The sequence below is a fragment of the Sphaerisporangium dianthi genome (genome assembly GCF_042654065.1).
Classification (GTDB): domain Bacteria; phylum Actinomycetota; class Actinomycetes; order Streptosporangiales; family Streptosporangiaceae; genus Sphaerisporangium; species Sphaerisporangium dianthi.
Genome location: NZ_JBHSFP010000010.1, coordinates 18529 through 34285, shown reverse-complemented (window position 1 = coordinate 34285; position 15757 = coordinate 18529). Strand labels below are relative to the sequence as shown.

Annotated in this window: 16 protein-coding genes; 7 read left to right on the top strand and 9 right to left on the bottom strand. The window is 71.7% G+C overall.

Annotated elements, in window-relative coordinates; genetic code table 11:
- Window positions 1-175: 175 nt before the first annotated feature.
- A complete protein-coding gene (locus ACFO60_RS16765; RefSeq protein WP_380841244.1) occupies window positions 176-592 on the bottom strand; it encodes a hypothetical protein in 417 nt (138 codons plus the stop codon).
- On the bottom strand, window positions 579-920 hold the full coding sequence (locus ACFO60_RS16760) for a hypothetical protein (protein ID WP_380841243.1): 342 nt from the start codon (window positions 918-920) through the stop codon (window positions 579-581). The genes ACFO60_RS16765 and ACFO60_RS16760 overlap by 14 nt, the downstream gene beginning before the upstream one ends.
- Window positions 921-1345: 425 nt before the next feature.
- Here ACFO60_RS16760 and ACFO60_RS16755 point away from each other — a divergent pair, with 425 nt between their 5' ends.
- On the top strand, window positions 1346-1504 hold the full coding sequence (locus ACFO60_RS16755) for a DUF397 domain-containing protein (RefSeq protein WP_380841242.1): 159 nt from the start codon (window positions 1346-1348) through the stop codon (window positions 1502-1504).
- A gap of 52 nt (window positions 1505-1556) precedes the next feature.
- Here ACFO60_RS16755 and ACFO60_RS16750 read toward each other — a convergent pair whose 3' ends face one another.
- The 5 genes from ACFO60_RS16750 to ACFO60_RS16730 form a co-directional block, all read right to left on the bottom strand.
- The gene (locus ACFO60_RS16750; RefSeq protein ID WP_380841241.1) at window positions 1557-2231 is read right to left on the bottom strand and encodes a hypothetical protein; all 675 of its coding nucleotides are present in this window, start codon (window positions 2229-2231) and stop codon (window positions 1557-1559) included.
- A 157-nt stretch (window positions 2232-2388) separates the two neighbouring features.
- Window positions 2389-3513 carry a type III PLP-dependent enzyme gene (locus ACFO60_RS16745; RefSeq protein ID WP_380841240.1) on the bottom strand — a complete coding sequence of 375 codons (1125 nt, stop codon included), beginning with the start codon at window positions 3511-3513 and terminating at the stop codon, window positions 2389-2391.
- On the bottom strand, window positions 3510-5492 hold the full coding sequence (locus tag ACFO60_RS16740) for an IucA/IucC family protein (protein WP_380841239.1): 1983 nt from the start codon (window positions 5490-5492) through the stop codon (window positions 3510-3512). Before ACFO60_RS16740 ends, ACFO60_RS16745 begins: the two co-directional genes overlap by 4 nt.
- Window positions 5489-7375, bottom strand: a complete 1887-nt coding sequence (locus ACFO60_RS16735; protein ID WP_380841237.1) for an IucA/IucC family protein — start codon at window positions 7373-7375, stop codon at window positions 5489-5491. The genes ACFO60_RS16740 and ACFO60_RS16735 overlap by 4 nt, the downstream gene beginning before the upstream one ends.
- Entirely contained in the window at window positions 7372-8598 is a 1227-nt protein-coding gene (locus tag ACFO60_RS16730; protein ID WP_380841236.1) for an ATP-grasp domain-containing protein, read from the bottom strand. Before ACFO60_RS16730 ends, ACFO60_RS16735 begins: the two co-directional genes overlap by 4 nt.
- Before the next feature lie 291 nt (window positions 8599-8889).
- Between ACFO60_RS16730 and nudC the strand changes: the two genes are divergently transcribed.
- A complete protein-coding gene (nudC, locus tag ACFO60_RS16725) occupies window positions 8890-9780 on the top strand; it encodes an NAD(+) diphosphatase (RefSeq protein WP_380841464.1) in 891 nt (296 codons plus the stop codon).
- A gap of 178 nt (window positions 9781-9958) precedes the next feature.
- On the opposite strand, the gene ACFO60_RS16720 is transcribed toward nudC, so the two are convergent.
- A complete protein-coding gene (locus ACFO60_RS16720) occupies window positions 9959-10210 on the bottom strand; it encodes a mycoredoxin (RefSeq protein ID WP_380841235.1) in 252 nt (83 codons plus the stop codon).
- Window positions 10211-10293: 83 nt separating this feature from the next.
- Window positions 10294-11292 (bottom strand): alpha/beta hydrolase, encoded by a 999-nt coding sequence (locus ACFO60_RS16715; protein ID WP_380841234.1) that lies wholly within the window; start codon window positions 11290-11292, stop codon window positions 10294-10296.
- A 214-nt stretch (window positions 11293-11506) separates the two neighbouring features.
- Between ACFO60_RS16715 and ACFO60_RS16710 the strand changes: the two genes are divergently transcribed.
- The 5 genes from ACFO60_RS16710 to ACFO60_RS16690 all read left to right on the top strand — a co-directional run bounded on the left by ACFO60_RS16710 (window position 11507) and on the right by ACFO60_RS16690 (window position 15547).
- A complete protein-coding gene (locus ACFO60_RS16710) occupies window positions 11507-13579 on the top strand; it encodes an ATP-dependent DNA helicase UvrD2 (protein WP_380841233.1) in 2073 nt (690 codons plus the stop codon).
- On the top strand, window positions 13576-14448 hold the full coding sequence (locus ACFO60_RS16705) for an acyl-CoA thioesterase (RefSeq protein WP_380841232.1): 873 nt from the start codon (window positions 13576-13578) through the stop codon (window positions 14446-14448). The genes ACFO60_RS16710 and ACFO60_RS16705 overlap by 4 nt, the downstream gene beginning before the upstream one ends.
- 112 nt (window positions 14449-14560) lie before the next feature.
- Entirely contained in the window at window positions 14561-14899 is a 339-nt protein-coding gene (locus tag ACFO60_RS16700) for a hypothetical protein (protein ID WP_380841231.1), read from the top strand.
- 133 nt (window positions 14900-15032) lie between these two features.
- Window positions 15033-15302: a WhiB family transcriptional regulator gene (locus tag ACFO60_RS16695; protein WP_354840558.1), complete on the top strand. Its 270-nt coding sequence runs from the start codon at window positions 15033-15035 to the stop codon at window positions 15300-15302.
- Window positions 15303-15352: 50 nt separating this feature from the next.
- Window positions 15353-15547 (top strand): hypothetical protein, encoded by a 195-nt coding sequence (locus ACFO60_RS16690; RefSeq protein WP_380841230.1) that lies wholly within the window; start codon window positions 15353-15355, stop codon window positions 15545-15547.
- Window positions 15548-15757 lie beyond the last annotated feature (210 nt).

Here is a 15757-nt window from a genome sequence, read left to right as displayed (position 1 = left end):
CTGCGGCGGCTCCGAACCGCCCCTGGGAGATGCTCTGGGCCTCTGACCTGTGGTAACAGTAACATCAATCTTGAATGATTCCAAGAAATGGTCGTTCAAGTTTCTTGTCCCACGACCCCGCCACGGGAGCCCGGGCGGCGGGAAGGCGGCCGATGCGTCGAATACGTCGGACGCGTCACGGCGATGTCGGAGAGGACGCCGGAGAAGCGGTCTCGGCGTCGCCCTCGACCGGTGGGGCGATGCTCAGCTCGTCCTCGGCCAGCAGGCGGAGCCAGCGGAGGATCTCGGAGACCTGCCCCATGGGGAACTGGAACTCCGGGGCGTCGCCGGCCGGGCTGACCAGGAAGGCGGTGCCCCACAGCCTCGTGCGGACGGTGACCTTCGCCCGCTCCTTCCCGTCCGGCCCGTACACGATCAACTCGGGCGGCCGGCAGGTGCGCTGCGGCGGGATGGCCTCGGTGCCGATGGTGAGCCGCACCCTCATGAAGATCCGGCAGCGGACGCCCTCGGCGACCAGGTGACGGCGCAGGACCGCGAGCAGATCGGCGTCCTCGGCCGCGCGCTTCTCCGAAGTGGTGTCATCGGTGCTCATCGATATCGGCCCATTCTTGGTCGGTGAGGGGAGTCCGGCCCAGCGCCCTGGCCGTCCGGGCGAGTTCGTCGCGGGTGAGGCCGGACGCGCGCATCGCGCGGACGGCCCGCTGCCAGGTCACCTCGAACTGGACGGAGCGGCGCGGGGTCTCCCCGGCCCGGCGCGCCGTGGTGCGCGCGATCCCGCCTCCCGCCGCCATCGGGACGAGATGCGGTTCCCGCGCGGAGGCCGGTGTCCGCGCCCGGTCCAGCGCCCCAGCCAGGTCCAGCGCCCCAGCCCGGTCCGGTGCCTCTGCCCGGTCCGCCGTCCGCGCCGTGTCCGGTGCCACGTCCGGTCCTCGTGCCTGGTTCGGTATCCGGGGTGTATTCCGGCACCTCATTTGATGTCGCATATCGGAGTTATGTGGATTCTCTGACATGGCCCGCACCATCCTTCGACGAATTCCCTTCTTGCCCTTCCCCGCCCTGTCTCCGTCCATTACTCTCCGTAAGGGAATGTTCGCAACAAACGTTCGATGCTTTACGTTGGAGATCGGTTAGCTCATATTGAGCGGAGGTCGCATGCCTCCCCGGCGTGAACGCAGCCCAGAGTCGTCCCCGGCGGCCCGCTTCGGCTACGAAGTGCGGAAACGCCGAAACGAGGCGCATATCAGCCAATAAGGGCTAGGAGAACGTATCGGTTATACAGGGGCCATGGTGAGCATGGTCGAGGTGGGCAAGCGCCTCCCCAGGGCCGATTTCGCACGCAAATACGATGAAGCCCTCGAACTCGATGGCGTGTCGCTCCGATTTCCCGCTCGCCATCGAATGCACCGCAGGATTTGCCGGCATCGCGCTGCGCGACAGCAAGCGCCCGCACGGCCCGGTGTCGCGGGTCACCGCCGGCGAGTGGGCGCCTTCCGCGACAGCGTGAAGCGCGGCGACGACGGTGTCGCCTCGCGTGATCGCGACCGGTAGCCGGCGGGCTATGCGAGGGGGGCGCCGTACCAGCGCCACGTGGTGAGGCGCGGACGCCCGGGAAGCTCGCCGCGACCGGTGGCCCACAGCAGGCAGGGCCAGGGGTCGCCGGTGGCCGGGATCTCCGGGAAGAGCCGGGCCAGCACCCGCGCGCACAGATCGGCCGGCGGGTTCCAGGCGAACCCGAGCCCGCCGGCCACATCGTGCGTGTGGACCAGGGCCTCCACGATGCCCATCGCGGCGAACCCCGCAGGGTCGGACGCCCCGTAGACGTGGTAGGCGCGCACATGCGGCGGTCTCGTCCTGACCACGGCGGCGAGCAGCCCGCCGCACGCTTCCAGCACCTGCAACAGCCCTTCGGGCCCCGCCGAACGGTCGGCGCGGAACGCGCTCTGAGGCCCGCCCGGCCGCCGGCTCTCCCACAGGAGCGGCGGGCTGTGGTCGAGGGCGGGCGTCCGGCGGCCCAGCCGCAGGGCGTAGGAGAAGAAGTCGTCGCTGAGATGCTGGATGGTCTCCCAGCAGTCCCACTCGAGCGAGCCCGCCTTGCGGTCCCAGGCGTCGGCCGGCGCGCCGCCGAGAACACCGAGGACGAGGTGCACGGCCTGATCGAGATCGTCCGCCGTGACGGCCGGCGGAGCGGCGGAGGGAGACACGGAGGGGCCCGCTTCTGCTGATCGCGACATGCCGCCGACCGTACCGCGCCCCTCCGACAATCCGCACGTCCCAGCTCAGGCGCCCGAATCGCGCGCTCCCCGACGATCAGGCGCCCAATGCTATTCAGTTCGCGCTTGGCGCATCATCCGTGATTTCCCGCACATATCGCGACATGAACCTGCACGTTCAGGTGAGGTAGTGGAAGCCGGGTCTGGGGTGCATCAGGAAGTCATGGTGGGAGATGGTCCAGGCGTAGGCGCCGGCCATGCCGAAGGCCACGATGTCCCCCACGTTCACCGACATGGGCACCTTGCGCGCGAAGACGTCCTTCGGGGTGCAGAGCTGACCGGCCACGGTGACCGGCTCGTCGGTCGGGCCCGTGCCGGGGCGGCCGGTCGGCAGGACGGCGAAAGGCTGGTCGTGCCCCTTGGCCACGGGCGTGCGCAGATGGTGGGTGCCGCCGGTGACCACGGCGAACACCTCGCCGTGGACGCGCTTCACGTCGATCACGCGGGTGAGGTACCAGCCGCAGTAGGCGGTCAGCGCCCGGCCCGGCTCCACGCGCAGCGTCTCGCCGGGGTCGCGCAGGCCTTCGAGGCCCCGTCCGTAGGCCTCCCAGTCGAAGAGCTCTTCGGGGTCCTGGTACGACACGGCCATGCCGCCGCCGACGTTGATCTCAAGATCGGGAAGTTCCTGGCCGGAGGCGAGGTCGCGGCCGAAGGCCAGCACGGCCTTGGCCAGGTCGAGCAGGCCGGGGGCCCGCAGGCCGCTGGCCAGGTGGGCGTGGAAGCCGCGCAGGCGCACCCTGTTCTGCCCGCGCAGCAGGTCCAGACACTCGCGCACGCCGTCGGGGTCCATGCCGAACGGCGTCGCACCGCCGCCCATGGCCAGCGACGCCCCGTCGACGGGAACGGCGAGGTTCACCCGGAGCAGCGCGTCGGCCGGGCCCGCCACCTCGACGAGCCGGCGCAACTCGCCGGGGCTCTCGACGTGCACGCGGTGGACGTCCAGGGCCAGCTCGGCGTCCGTCTTGCCCGGACCGCCGAGCGCCAGCCGGGCGTCCGGCAGCACCGACCGGACGTGTGCCACCTCGCCGCCGGAGGACACCTCGAAGCCGTCGGTGTACGGGGCCAGCGTGTGCAGCAGGGCGGGGTCGGGGTTGGCCTTGACCGCGTAGTACAGCTCGACGCCGTGCAGGGCCCGGCGGACGGCGGCGGCGTGCCGGTCGAGCGACGCCAGGTCGTACACGTACGCGGGAAGGGCGTCGGCGAGGCGTTCGGCGCGTTCGCGCACCCGGTCGGGGATGTTCACGCCGGCACCCCCGCGAACGGGTTGGCCACGGGGACGTAGCCGGCGTCGCGGTCGGCCGAGCGGGCCCACCTGGTCGCCAGGTTGGCCTTCGCGGGCAGCGGCGCTCCGGCGAGCAGGTCGCGCAGGGGGAGCGGCCGCCGGAGCCGGTCGGCGTAGTGGGCGACGCGCGCCCTGGCCTCCGCCCACAGGTCGCCGAGGAGCTCGTCTCGGGCGTGCGGTGCCGCCGACCCTGCGACCGTCGCGGCGATCTCGGGGAGATGGTTCACCATGATGCAGTAGACCACGCGGTTCCAGCCGCGCGTGGCGTCATAGGTGACCGCCCGGGTGACCGGATCCGGAAGGCCGGACAGATCGTGCCGGCCTTCGACCAGCTTGGTGCCTTCCATGTCCCGATATATGGCTTCAACTGGCATGCCTTCGGCGTCGATGCCGACCAGGACGTTCTGGAGGTGGGGCTCCAGCACCACGCCGTGCCGGAAGTAGGCCTCGAAGACGGGGAGCGCCACCCGCTCCACGTACGCGCCCCACCACCGCACAGGCTCCCGCCGCAGAGCGGCCACCGCCGCCGCCGCACCCGCCGTGGCCCCTGCGGCACCAGCCCCTGCCGCACCCGCCATGGCTCCTGCCGCGCCCGCCATCGCCGCCGCCGTCGACTCGGTCATCGCCGCCGGCGGCCCGGCCGCGCCGCCGCCCGAGGCCGTGGCGGGGGCCGTGCCAAAGGCGGCCAGGGCTCCGGCCAGGACGGGGGTGACGCCGGGCCCGGTCACCTCCCACGGGCTCGACCGGACGATGACACCCAGCCCTTCGAGCAGGCGCGTGCCGAGCCCCGCCGACCGGTACCCCGGCTCGGGCAGCCAGCGGGTCCCGGGGAAGCGCCGCGACAGGTCGGCGAACACCGGCTCCAGCCTGCAGGTCAGCTCGGCGGCGGAGGTCAGCTCGTACCAGGCGTTCTTGCGCACGCAGTTGGTGATCCGCACGTCCAGGCTGAACTTCAGGCACTTGCCGATCGCCGGCTCGTACACCGTCCGCACCGAGGAGGTGGGGACGGCCGGGCTCGTGCCGTGACCGAGATCCACGAGCCGCCCGTCCGCGAGCGGGGCGGCCAGCTCGGCGGCGAGCAGTTCCAGCTGCCACGGGTGGGCGGGGAGCAAGGTGTACCCGGCCGGTGCGTCGCCCAGACCGTCGATGGCCTTCGTGTCGCCGCCGGTCGCGAGCACGTCGTCCCGCACGCCGAGCAGCCGAAGCGGGAAAGCGGCGTGCGCCTCGGGCGCGTACCGGGCCCAGTCGGCGCCGGTCCTGGCCTTGGGCGAGGGGTGGAACGGGTGCCCGAGCACCAGCGCCTGCTCCGACGCCAGCCACGGGTCCTCGGGGGCGGCCGCGTCCGCCCGCTCGCGCAGCATGACCGCGATCGCCGCACGACTGGCGGCCACCTGCCCGGCGAACTCCACGTTGTACCCCGACCCGCACCCGGCGGACTTCTCCCCACGGAGTGCGGACCCGTCGCTCAGCTCCGCCTCGACCAAGCGGACGAGCAGGTCCACCGACAAAGGACGCCAAACGCCGCGCAGCAGCCGTTCGGCGGCCCCGTCGAAGCGCAGCGCGAGCCCGCCGGAGGCCGGTACGCGAATGAGGGCGCCGGCCAGGCGCAGCAGCACGTACGGCGTGGCGGCCCAGACCTGCCCGCGCGGCCCGGCGACCTCCCGAACGCAGCACCGCAGCAGTGCCGCCAGCGTCGCCTCCTCCGCGACGCCCTCCCACTCGTTCCCGGCCTCATCAGTGACGCCGTCCCACGTCCCTTTCGCGGCGCCGTCCCGGTCGTTCCCGGCTTCCTCCGTGACGTCGTCCCACGTCCCCTCCGTGTCCTGCGTGACCTCGGCTCCCGGGATCACTGGAGCGGGGACGAGCGTCGCCGGGACCCCGGACGGGGAGACGCCGGCGGGCGATCCGGCAGCGGAGGGGCCGCACACGACGCCCTTCAATGGTTCACCTCTCTGCGGGGGTGGTGGCGTAGATAGTTCGGCCCGCTGGCGCCGTAGTGCTTGTTGATGTCGGCCGAGACGATGCGCGAGCGGGCCACCAGGGTCCCGGCGCTGACCATGGACTTGCCGACCAGGCGGGCCGCGTCCAGCGTGCGGGCGCGCAGCAGCCGCGCCATCGGATGGCCGCCGTGCTCGGCGAGCGCGTTCTCCAGAGCCGGGGCGACCAGCTCACCGTGTCCCGCGCCGAACGCCACCGCGGCGGCGGCCAGATGCAGGGTGATCGTGACGAACACGTCCGCGAGGGCGTGCGGGTCGCCGTTCAGCATGCGCGGGTCGGTGAAGCCCGGGACCTCCAGCCCCGTCGCGACGAGCCGTTCGGGAGAGACGAGCAGCCCGTCGTTGTCCTTGACCAGCAGCCGCATCGCCGCCCCGGCCCCGGCGTCCTCGTCGAAGACCAGCGAGAGGTTCTGCTGGTGCGCCTCCAGGGCGATGCCGTAGGTGACGAACAGCCGGACGTTCCAGGTGAACAGCACGCGCAGGTACTCGGCGAGCAGCGCGGACACCTCGCCACCCCGGTAACGGCCGGCCAGATGGTCGATCACCCTCCCGCCGCCGGGGAAGGGAGCCGTCAGGGCGGCGACCGGGACGATCTCGCCGGGAGGCAGGCGGCGCAGCAACCAGCCGAGGTGGTCATGGCCCGCGTGGGCGTAGGTCTGCTCGTCGGCGACGAGCACGCCGGCGTCCGGTTCGCGGCGAAGCACCTCCCGCAGCAGCAGCTCCGCCCGCGCGCCGTCCTCCAGGGTGCCCGGCTTGATGGACCTGCGGTTGCGGGCCCCGAGGGTGCTCGTGGTCAGGGGAAGCTTGAGATGCGTGCGCGGCTCCACCTCGACGGTGCGCATCGACAGCGTGGGACGCACCACCAGGTACGGCTCGTCCAGGAGCAGCACGCCGGGGATGGCGCGAACGGCGGGAAAGGTCAGCGGATGCACCGGGAACCGCACGTACGCGGCGTCCCCCCGCGGCCACCACCCGGGAAGATCGCCCCCCGCCCCGCCACCCGAGTCCGCCACCCTGCCACCTGTGCGTGCCGTCCCGTCCTGCGGTGATGCCGCCCCACCGCTTGAGCGTGCCGTCCGGTCGTCCGGGGACGCAGTCCCGCCGTCTGAGCGTGCCGGCCCGCCGGCCGGCACCGCCGTTCCGCCACCCGGTCCGATCAGCCGGTCGACGGGCACGGCCGCCCAGCGGAGGAGGAAGGACGGTGCGAACTCGGGGGCGTAGGAGGTGATCTCCGCATCCGCGAGCCCGAGACGGGCGCGAGATGTCGGGTAGACCGGGTGGTCGACGAACGCGGCGAGCGTCTCATAGGCGACCGACCGCCCCAGCGGCGCCTCACCGGCCGCGTCCCTCGAGGACATTCCACCTGCCGCGGGCCCGAAGCTGGGACGCAGGCGCGCCAGGACGCCTTCGCGGCGGGCCTCGTGCAGCTCGTACGCGCGCAGCGCCGCGCGGCATTCCTCGGCGAAGGCGGCCACGCCCTCGCCGTCCCCTGGGTCGGCGGTCCGGGTGAGCGCGTCGAGCACCTCGCGGAGAGTCAGCGACTCCGTGTGGGCGACCATGAAGTCCTGATACAGCTGACCGGGTGCGAGGCGCACCCGTCGCCCCGACGGCAGCACGAGCTGGACGCCGTCCTTGGTGCGGGTCATGCGGGCGGCCAGGCCGCCGTAGTCCTCGCGGATCAGCGCGTCCAGCACCCGGGCGGCCAGATACGGCTCACGCGATCCGCCGCCCGTCCGGGCGGTGGTTTCTTCGCCTTCGGGGCCGGTTTCTCGGCTCTCCGGGGCGGCGCCGGGCGCTGCGGCGCGCTCGGCGGTGGCCGGGGTCACTCGACCACCCAGGGCGAGCGGGCGCGGAAGGACTCTATGGCCCGGTCGACGGCGTCACGTCCGGGCCCGGCCGCCCGGACGACGCCCAGGTAGTCGCGGTTGGTGTGGGTCAGCTCCACGACGTCCCCGGGCGCGCGGAACGGCCGGTGGCGGAGCCGTACGCCGCCGATCGCCTCCGTCACGTCGCCCGGGGCGGCCTTGACGACCCCGCCACGGTCCGCGATCAGGCTCACCGCCGCGCCGTGGCCGGAGACGGGCGGCGGGGCCTCGGCGGGCTCGCCGAGATGCACCCGCAGGACCTGCTCGAAGAGCGGCACCCCGAGCAGTTCGGCGAGCAGGAAGTCGCAGGTGTCGCCGATGAGCCGGTAGTTGACCTCGACGATCCGCGGACCCCGTGCGGTGAGGACGTACTCGGTGTGGCAGGCGCCGAACCCGGCGCCGATCGCCGCGAGCGCCCGCAGCACGTGCTCCAGCGCCGCGCTGTCAGGGGTGTGGGGGAGGCGTCCGCCCGGCGGTGCCCAGTCGAGGCGTTCTTCCACGAAGTGCGGGAGAGGGCCGAGGGTCGTGCGGAAGCCGCCGAGCACGTGGAGAGCGTGGCCGTCGCCCAGGGTTTCGAGGGTGTGCAGCGGCCCTTCCAGGTATTCCTCGATCACCAGAGTGGCGCCGGGCCGCCGCGCGCGGATGCCGGTGACGGCCGCGGCCAGTTCGCGCGCGTCTGCGGCCAGCACGACGTCCTCGCTAGCGACCCCTTCGCGCGGTTTGACCACGACCGGGTACGCCGGACCGTCCTGCGGCGGTTCACCGCGCCCGCCCGGACGGGGCTCGCAGAGTGCGTCCGGGAGCGGTTCGCCGGGCGCGAGCCGCGTGGACCATACCCGCTCCACTCCCGCGGCGGCGAGCCGCTGCCGGGTCAGCGCCTTGTTCTTGGCGGTCAGGCAGGCGCGCCAGTCTTTGCCCGGCAGCCCGAAGTAGGCGGCGGCCAGGGCGGTCTCCGGCTGGATGTGATCGGAGTTGGAGAAGATCGCGCCGGGCGGGTGGTGGCGGGCGATCGTGTCGATGACCGAGCGCGCGTCGCGGACGTCGGTGCGCAGCGTCTCCACTCCGGTGTAGCGCTCGGGCTGGTCGGTGAGCAGCGTCACCTCGCAGCCGAGGGAGCGGGCGGCTGGGAGGAAGCCATCGGTGACCGAGTCTGTCGGATTGAGCGCGGTGAGGTACAGCCGCACGCAGGGCACCCCCGGAATCAGGTAAGGCTAACCTAACCAAGTTGACCGGCTGAATCCTAGCCGTACGACGATCTCCTCGCTGCCGGACATGGTAATCACGCTGAATGTCCGTGTTGTGTGAGGCCCAATGGGCATTTCGGACGGTCATCTCCGGCGGCATAGGATGGACAGTCTGCTGGGAGGGAGGCGCACGTGGAGGAGTTCTCGCAAGGTCGGCGGCTGCTCGGCCCGTTGCTTCTGGCGCGAGGGGGCGTCGACAGGTCGGGCCTGCATCGCAACGATGAGGCCTGGATGAAATCGGCCTGGTCGGACCCCGCGACCCGGGTCCTGCTCATCAACGACGGCAACACGCTGATCCGCCGTGACAACGGCACGGCCGGCCTCGTGTTCGTGTCTCCGCAACAGGCGCCTCCCGGCGAGCGTTATCTGCTCGGCGTCGACCCCGAGGGCGTCGCCTACTTCGCCGTCGCGGTCGACGGTGAGCTGCCGCTGCCCCCGTACGCGACGCTTCCCGAGGGCACCGAGGTCGCCGAGGCCATCCAGGACGTCCCCGACTGGGCCGACGTCGCGACGGAAGGGCTGCGCAAGGCGGGGGCCGCGCTCGGTGACCGCGACGCCGGGCTGCTGGTCAACGCCGTGGCGCTCGAGGCGTGGCACGCCACCCACGAGCACTGCCCCCGGTGCGGCAGCCGCACGAACATCATCGCCGGCGGCCACATGCGGGTGTGCCCGAACGACGGCAGCCAGCACTTCCCCCGGGTCGATCCCGCGGTCATCATGCTGGTCCACGACGGCGACGACCGCTGCCTGCTGGCGCGGGGGCCGCAGTGGCCCGAGGGTCGGTTCTCGGTCCTCGCCGGCTTCGTCGAGCCCGGCGAGTCGCTCGAGCAGGCCGTCGCGCGCGAGGTCTTCGAGGAAGTCGGCGTCACCGTCGCCGAGCCCCGTTATCTCGGCAGTCAGCCGTGGCCGTTCCCGCGCAGCCTGATGCTGGGCTTCTTCGCCAGGGCCACGACCACCGAGATCACCCGCGATCCCGACGAGATCGCCGAAGCGCTCTGGCTCACGCGGGCCGAGCTGGGCGCCGCCGTCGAGAACGGCGACATCCGGTTGCCGCCCGGGGTCTCCATCGCCCGCCGTCTCATCGAGACGTGGTACGGCACCTACCTCCCGGGCGACTGGTGACCCACGGCCGGCCGGGCGGCGCGTGACCCACGCCGTCGCCCGCACCGAGGCCGCACGTCAGAACGCCCGTGACAGAGACCCGACGTCGAAACGCCGGTGACCGGGTGCTGACGTCGAAACGCCGGCGGCTGGGCTTTGCCCGTCCGCCGGCGGTGGAACCGGTGCGCCGCTTCAGGCCTCAGGCCTGCGCGAGCAGCCCCTTCAGCTGGATGACCGAAGGGTTGGTCAGCGTGGTGCCGTCTTCCAGGACCACCGTGGGGACGACCTGGTTGCCGCCGTTGACGCTCATCACGAACTTGGCCGCGTCCGGGTTGGCCTCGATGTCGATCTCCTGGTAGGAGATGCCCTCCCGCTTCAGCTGGCCCTTGAGTCTCTTACAGGGACCGCACCAGCTGGTGGTGTACACCTTGAGCGCCATAGCGTCATTCATCCCTTCATCGTCGGCATCTGCTGGCAACACCGCCGCGCCCGCCGGTGTTCCCGCCATCCGGCCGGTGAATGTCGCGTGATGCGTCAGGGGGTGTGCACCTTGCGCAGGGAAGGCAGGTGACCGGAGGAGTTCGGCCTGGACGTGGCCGTCGGCCGTGGCGCGGCGGGCGCCGCGAGCTTGCCGGCGACCCACTCTCGGACACCCTCGGCGACGCCGGGCTCGCGGTAGAGCGGCGCGCTGTGGAAGTACCCGGGCACGATGCGAATGTTCATCGCCACGCCGACCCGATTGAGCTGCTCCTTCAGCAGTTCGCTCTGGTAGGGCGGCACGAACTCGTCCGAGGAGTGCACGGCGAGCACGGGGGCGTCGTGCGAGCTGGCGTGCCAGGGCACCTCCATGCTGGACCAGACCCGCGCGCAGGCGCCGGTGGGACGGCAGCCACCGGCCAGCGCGATGGAGGCCTGGCGGAGCTTGCGCTGGTCGAAGTCGGCGCCCTCGTCGCCGTCGGAGTAGGCCGTGAGCGGTGAGATCACCGGCGAGATGCCGACGACGCCGCGCAGCCCCGGCAGGCCGTCCTTGTAGGTGCCGATCGCGGTGGCCAGGTGGCCGCCCGCCGAGAACCCGACGACGGCGTAGCGGTCGGGGTCGAAGGAGAAGAAGTCGGCGTGCCTGCGGGCGGCGGCGATGGCGGCCAGCGTGTCGGTGCGCTGCGCCGGCCAGGCGGCCTCCTGCGACAGCCGGTAGTTGATGTTGAAGACGGTGTAGCCCATCGCGGCGAACGAGCGGGTGACCTCGGTCATGTACTTCTTGTCGCCGCTGTTCCACCAGCCGCCGTGGATGACGAAGACGCCCGGCCTGCGCCCGGCGTTCGGTTCCCACCACACGTCCATGCGCTGGCGGGCCGATTGGCGGCCGTAGGAGTACGTGCGCACGACCGTGGAGGCCAGCGCGTCCTCGCTCGGGGTCGGGGCGGCGCTGGGGGTCGGTGTCGGCGTGGTGGCCGCACCGGCCGGCTGGACGGCCGCCGGCGTGAGGAGGACGGTGGCCAGCGCGAGCGACCCCACCGTAACCGCGCTTCTCACTGGTCTTCTTCCTTCCCCGAAATCAATGGCTCCTCATTGTGGAGCAAATCGTCGTACTTGTGCACGTGCGCGCGCTTCGGCGGTGCACAGCCGAGAGCGTAGAGGACTCACCTGGGAGAGCTCACAGGTTGTGCACAGGCCGAGCGACGCGAGCGGCCGGCTGCTGGAAGGATGATGCCAGCACCCCGTCCGCATCGCACGTTAGGAGGCCCAGTTGGAGCACGAAGACGCCCTTGCCGGGCTCGACCCGGAGCAGCGCGAGGTGGCCGAGGCGGTGCGGGGGCCGGTGTGCGTGCTCGCCGGCGCCGGCACCGGCAAGACCAGGGCGATCACCCACCGCGTCGCCCACGCCGTGCGCACCGGCGTCGTCGACGCACAGAGCGTGCTCGCTGTGACGTTCACCACGCGCGCCGCGGGCGAGCTCAAGCAGCGCCTGCGCGCTCTCGGCGCCCATGGCGTCCAGGCGCGCACCTTCCACGCCGCGGCGCTCCGCCAGCTCACCTACTTCTGGCCCCGCGTGATCGGCGGCGAGCCGCCGAGGGTCGTCGAGTCGAAGCTGCCGCTGCTGGTCGAGGCGTGCCGCGTGGTGCGGCGCACCCCCGACCGCGGCGAGATGCGCGACATCGCCGCCGAGATCGAGTGGGCCAAGGTCACCCAGGTGGCCCCTGAGGAGTACCCCGCGCTCGCCGCGAAGGCCGGGCGCACGCCGCCGATCCCCGCGCAGGAGGTCGCCGGCCTCTACGAGGCGTACGAGACGCTCAGGCGCCAGCGCCATTTGGTCGACTTCGAGACGATCCTCGAGCTCACCGCCGCGGTGATGACCGAGCACGAGGAGGTCGCCGCCGAGATCCGCCGGCAGTACCGCTATTTCGTGGTGGACGAGTACCAGGACGTCAACCCGCTGCAGAAGCTCCTGCTCGACACCTGGCTCGGCGGCCGCGACGACATCTGCGTGGTCGGCGACCCGAACCAGACCATCTACTCCTTCAGCGGCGCCACCCCCCGCTATCTGACCAACTTCGCGGTCGAGCATCCCTCGGCCGCGGTGATCAAACTGGTGCGCGACTACCGCTCCACGCCGCAGGTCGTCGGGCTGGCCAACAGCGTGCTGGCCAAGGCGCGCACGCCCCACAGGCTCGAACTGATCGCGCAGCGGCCCGACGGGCCCACGCCGGTGTTCGCCGAGTGCGACGACGAGCCCGCCGAGGCGGCGGTCGTGGCCGCGCGGGTCAAAGAGCTGATCGCCCAGGGCGTGCCCACGCGCGAGATCGCGGTGCTGTTCCGGGTCAACGCCCAGTCCGAGCTGTACGAGCAGGCGTTCACCCAGGCCGGCGTGCCCTATCTCCTGCGCGGCGCCGAGCGCTTCTTCGAGCGGCCCGAGGTCCGGCAGGCCGTCGTGCTGCTGAGGGGCGCGGCCCGCTCGGCCAACGACGAGCAGCCCCTCGCGCACGCCGTCCACGACGTCCTCGGCGGCATCGGCCTCACGGCCGAGCCTCCCGGGGGCGGCGCGGCGCGCGAGCGGTGGGAGTCGCTGAACGCGCTGGCCGAGCTGGCCGAAGACATGGCGTCCGAGGGCGGCGATCTTTCGCGCTTCGTCGCCGAGCTCGAGCGCCGCGCCACCGAGCAGCACGCCCCGCCGATCGAGGGGGTGACGCTCGCCTCTCTGCATGCCGCCAAAGGCCTCGAATGGGACGCGGTGTTCCTCATCGGCCTCACCGACGGCATGCTGCCGATCATCTACGCCGAGCGCGCCGAGCAGATCGAGGAAGAGCGGCGGCTGCTCTACGTCGGCATCACCCGCGCCCGCGCCCATCTGCACCTCTCGTGGGCGCTCGCCCGGTCGGCGGGCGGACGCAAGGCCCGGCGCCCGTCCCGTTTCCTCGACGGGCTCACCGGCGCGGCCACGGCCGCCGCCACGGGGTCCGCCCGGCCCGGCGCGCGCGACCGCCGTGCCGCGCAGTCCCGCGTCGCCACGCCGATCTCGTGCCGCGTGTGCGGCAAGACCCTCGCCGTGGCCGCCGAGCAGAAGCTCGGCCGCTGCGCCACCTGTCCCGCCGACTATGACCAGGAACTCCTCGAGCGGCTTAAGCTCTGGCGTACGAAAGCGGCGAAAGAGGCGAAGGTGCCGACTTACGTCGTATTCACGGACGTTACGCTCCAGGCACTGGCCGAGCGGGTCCCCACCGACCAAGAGGACCTTCTCTCCATCGCCGGCATCGGGCGCGTCAAGCTGGAGCGCTACGGCGAGGCCGTCCTGGACATCTGCCGCGGAGGGGAAGTGACGTGAACGAGGCGCTCAAGGAGGTCCTCGACCTGCTCGATCTGGAGCAGATCGAGCAGGACATCTTCCGGGGCAGGAGCCCGGAAGAGCGCATCCAACGGGTCTTCGGCGGGCAGGTGGCGGCGCAGGCGCTGGTCGCGGCGGGCCGCACGGTGCAGGCCGACCGCACCGTGCACTCCCTGCACGCCTACTTCATCCGCCCGGGCGACCCGGCGGTCCCCATCGTCTACAACGTCGAGCGCGTGCGCGACGGCCGTTCGTTCACGACCAGGCGGGTCGTCGCCATCCAGCACGGCAAGGCTATCTTCACCATGTCGGCGTCCTTCCACGTCACCGAGGAAGGCATCGGCCACCAGGCGGCGGTCATGCCGCAGGTGCCCGACCCCGAGACGCTTCCGCTGTTCCGAGACCGCATGCTCGATCTCGTCGGAGACCAGGAGCCATGGCGCGACTGGCTGTCCAGGCCGCGTCCGGTCGACGCCCGCTACGTCACGCCGCTCACCTGGGAGGCCTACAAAGATCCATCCCTGCGCGGCTCCGAGACGCAGGTGTGGTTCCGGTACGACGCCGACCTGCCGGACGACCCGCTGCTGCATGTCGTGCTGGCGGCCTACGCCTCCGACTACACGCTGGTCGACACGGTGCTGCTGACGCACGGCCTGGCGTGGGGGGCCTCCAACCTCATCGGCGCGTCCCTCGACCACGCCATGTGGTTCCACCGGCCGCTCAAGGTCGACGAGTGGGTGCTCTACGCCCAAGAATCGCCGTGGTCGGGCAACGCGCGCGGGCTCGCCCAGGGGCGGATGTTCACCGCCTCAGGCGACCTCGCCGTCTCGGTCGTCCAAGAGTGCATGATCCGTGTCGCGAATCCGTGAAATAGCAGGTAGAAAATGTGTTGCCGGGTCCCCTGATCCGCGTTTAGAGTCTTGCACAAGCCGGTCGGACGATCCCCGTCCGACCCCGCAATCACCTTGGGAGGTGACCCCTGTGAAGCAGATTCTCGTCTCGACATGTGCCACGCCGTGGGTCGCTTCCCTGCGTGGCAGTGGCATGCGCAGCGCCGCCCCGATCATGGGCGCCGCCCGCACCACCGCTCCGATCGCCATGGTGGCACTCGGCCTCACGGCCGACGGCCCGGCGAAACTCCGACAGGAGAAGACTGCCCGCGTCCTGCTGGGTGCGGCCGCCTTCGCCTACGACACCACCGGCATGGTCACCGACCACCCGGCGGCCTTCGGCCGTCCGATCGGTGACGAGCAGACCAGCAGCACCACCAATGGTGGGGTGCAGGGTCCGCCACCCTGGAGGCAACCGGTCATAACCTGACCGGTCACACAAGCGCCTCCAGGCCGCGGATCCGTACCAGGATCCGCGGCCTTCTTGTTTTTCCAGCGCCGCCGTATCCGACCACCTACGAGGTAAACGACCAGATCAACCAGCAAACAGAGAGGTGACGCAGATGGCGGTTTGGACGACCATGGACCTGGTCGACGAAGCCGATATCCCGTGTCGTACCGACCCCGACCTGTGGTTCGCCGAGTCCCCTGAAGACGTCGAGTTCGCCAAGGCCCTCTGCGGAGGGTGCCCGATCCAGAAGGCCTGCCTCGCCCGCGCGCTGGAGCGCGAGGAGCCGTGGGGCGTCTGGGGCGGCGAACTCGTCCTCCGCGGAGCCGTCGTTCCGAGGAAGAGGCCGCGGGGCCGTCCCCGCAAGACCCCGGTCGCAGCCTGACCCACCAGCACAGACTCCCTGTCGAACATCCGACGTGAAAGGTCACCACGATGAGTTTCCTGCCTACCTGGAGCACCGAAATCCCGTATATCCGCCAAGAACTGGTACGGGACCGAATACAGGCCCTGCACAGCGAGGCTGAGCACCAACGCCTCGTCCAGCGCCTCAAGCGCGTCCGGCGGGCTCGCAGGCAGGCCGAACGCGCCTCCCTGCGGCTCAGGAACGCCCTGGCCCGACTGGCCTAGCGCACCGGCCCGCACATCGCTCCGGCCGGCCGCCCCTCTCCCGCGGGGCGGCCGGAAGATCCACAGGGTGGGCGCTCACCCCCCACCCCGCCCGGCCACCTGCCTCCCGCGCGGTGGCCGCCTCACCCGGCGCCGGGTGACCAAGGGGCGGACCGGCCTACACGGCCAGGTCCGCCCCTTTCGCCGTTCTCCGGGATGATTGGCTCACCG

Bases quoted from the DNA above. Each gene is read 5' to 3' on its own strand.
- ACFO60_RS16690 (WP_380841230.1), top strand. From the start codon at position 15,353: ATGAGTTTCCTGCCTACCTGGAGCACCGAAATCCCGTATATCCGCCAA.
- nudC (WP_380841464.1), top strand. From the start codon at position 8,890: ATGAAATCGGCCTGGTCGGACCCCGCGACCCGGGTCCTGCTCATCAAC.
- ACFO60_RS16720 (WP_380841235.1), bottom strand. From the start codon at position 10,210: ATGAATGACGCTATGGCGCTCAAGGTGTACACCACCAGCTGGTGCGGT.
- ACFO60_RS16750 (WP_380841241.1), bottom strand. From the start codon at position 2,231: ATGTCGCGATCAGCAGAAGCGGGCCCCTCCGTGTCTCCCTCCGCCGCT.
- ACFO60_RS16765 (WP_380841244.1), bottom strand. From the start codon at position 592: ATGAGCACCGATGACACCACTTCGGAGAAGCGCGCGGCCGAGGACGCC.
- ACFO60_RS16755 (WP_380841242.1), top strand. From the start codon at position 1,346: ATGAAGCCCTCGAACTCGATGGCGTGTCGCTCCGATTTCCCGCTCGCC.
- ACFO60_RS16695 (WP_354840558.1), top strand. From the start codon at position 15,033: ATGGCGGTTTGGACGACCATGGACCTGGTCGACGAAGCCGATATCCCG.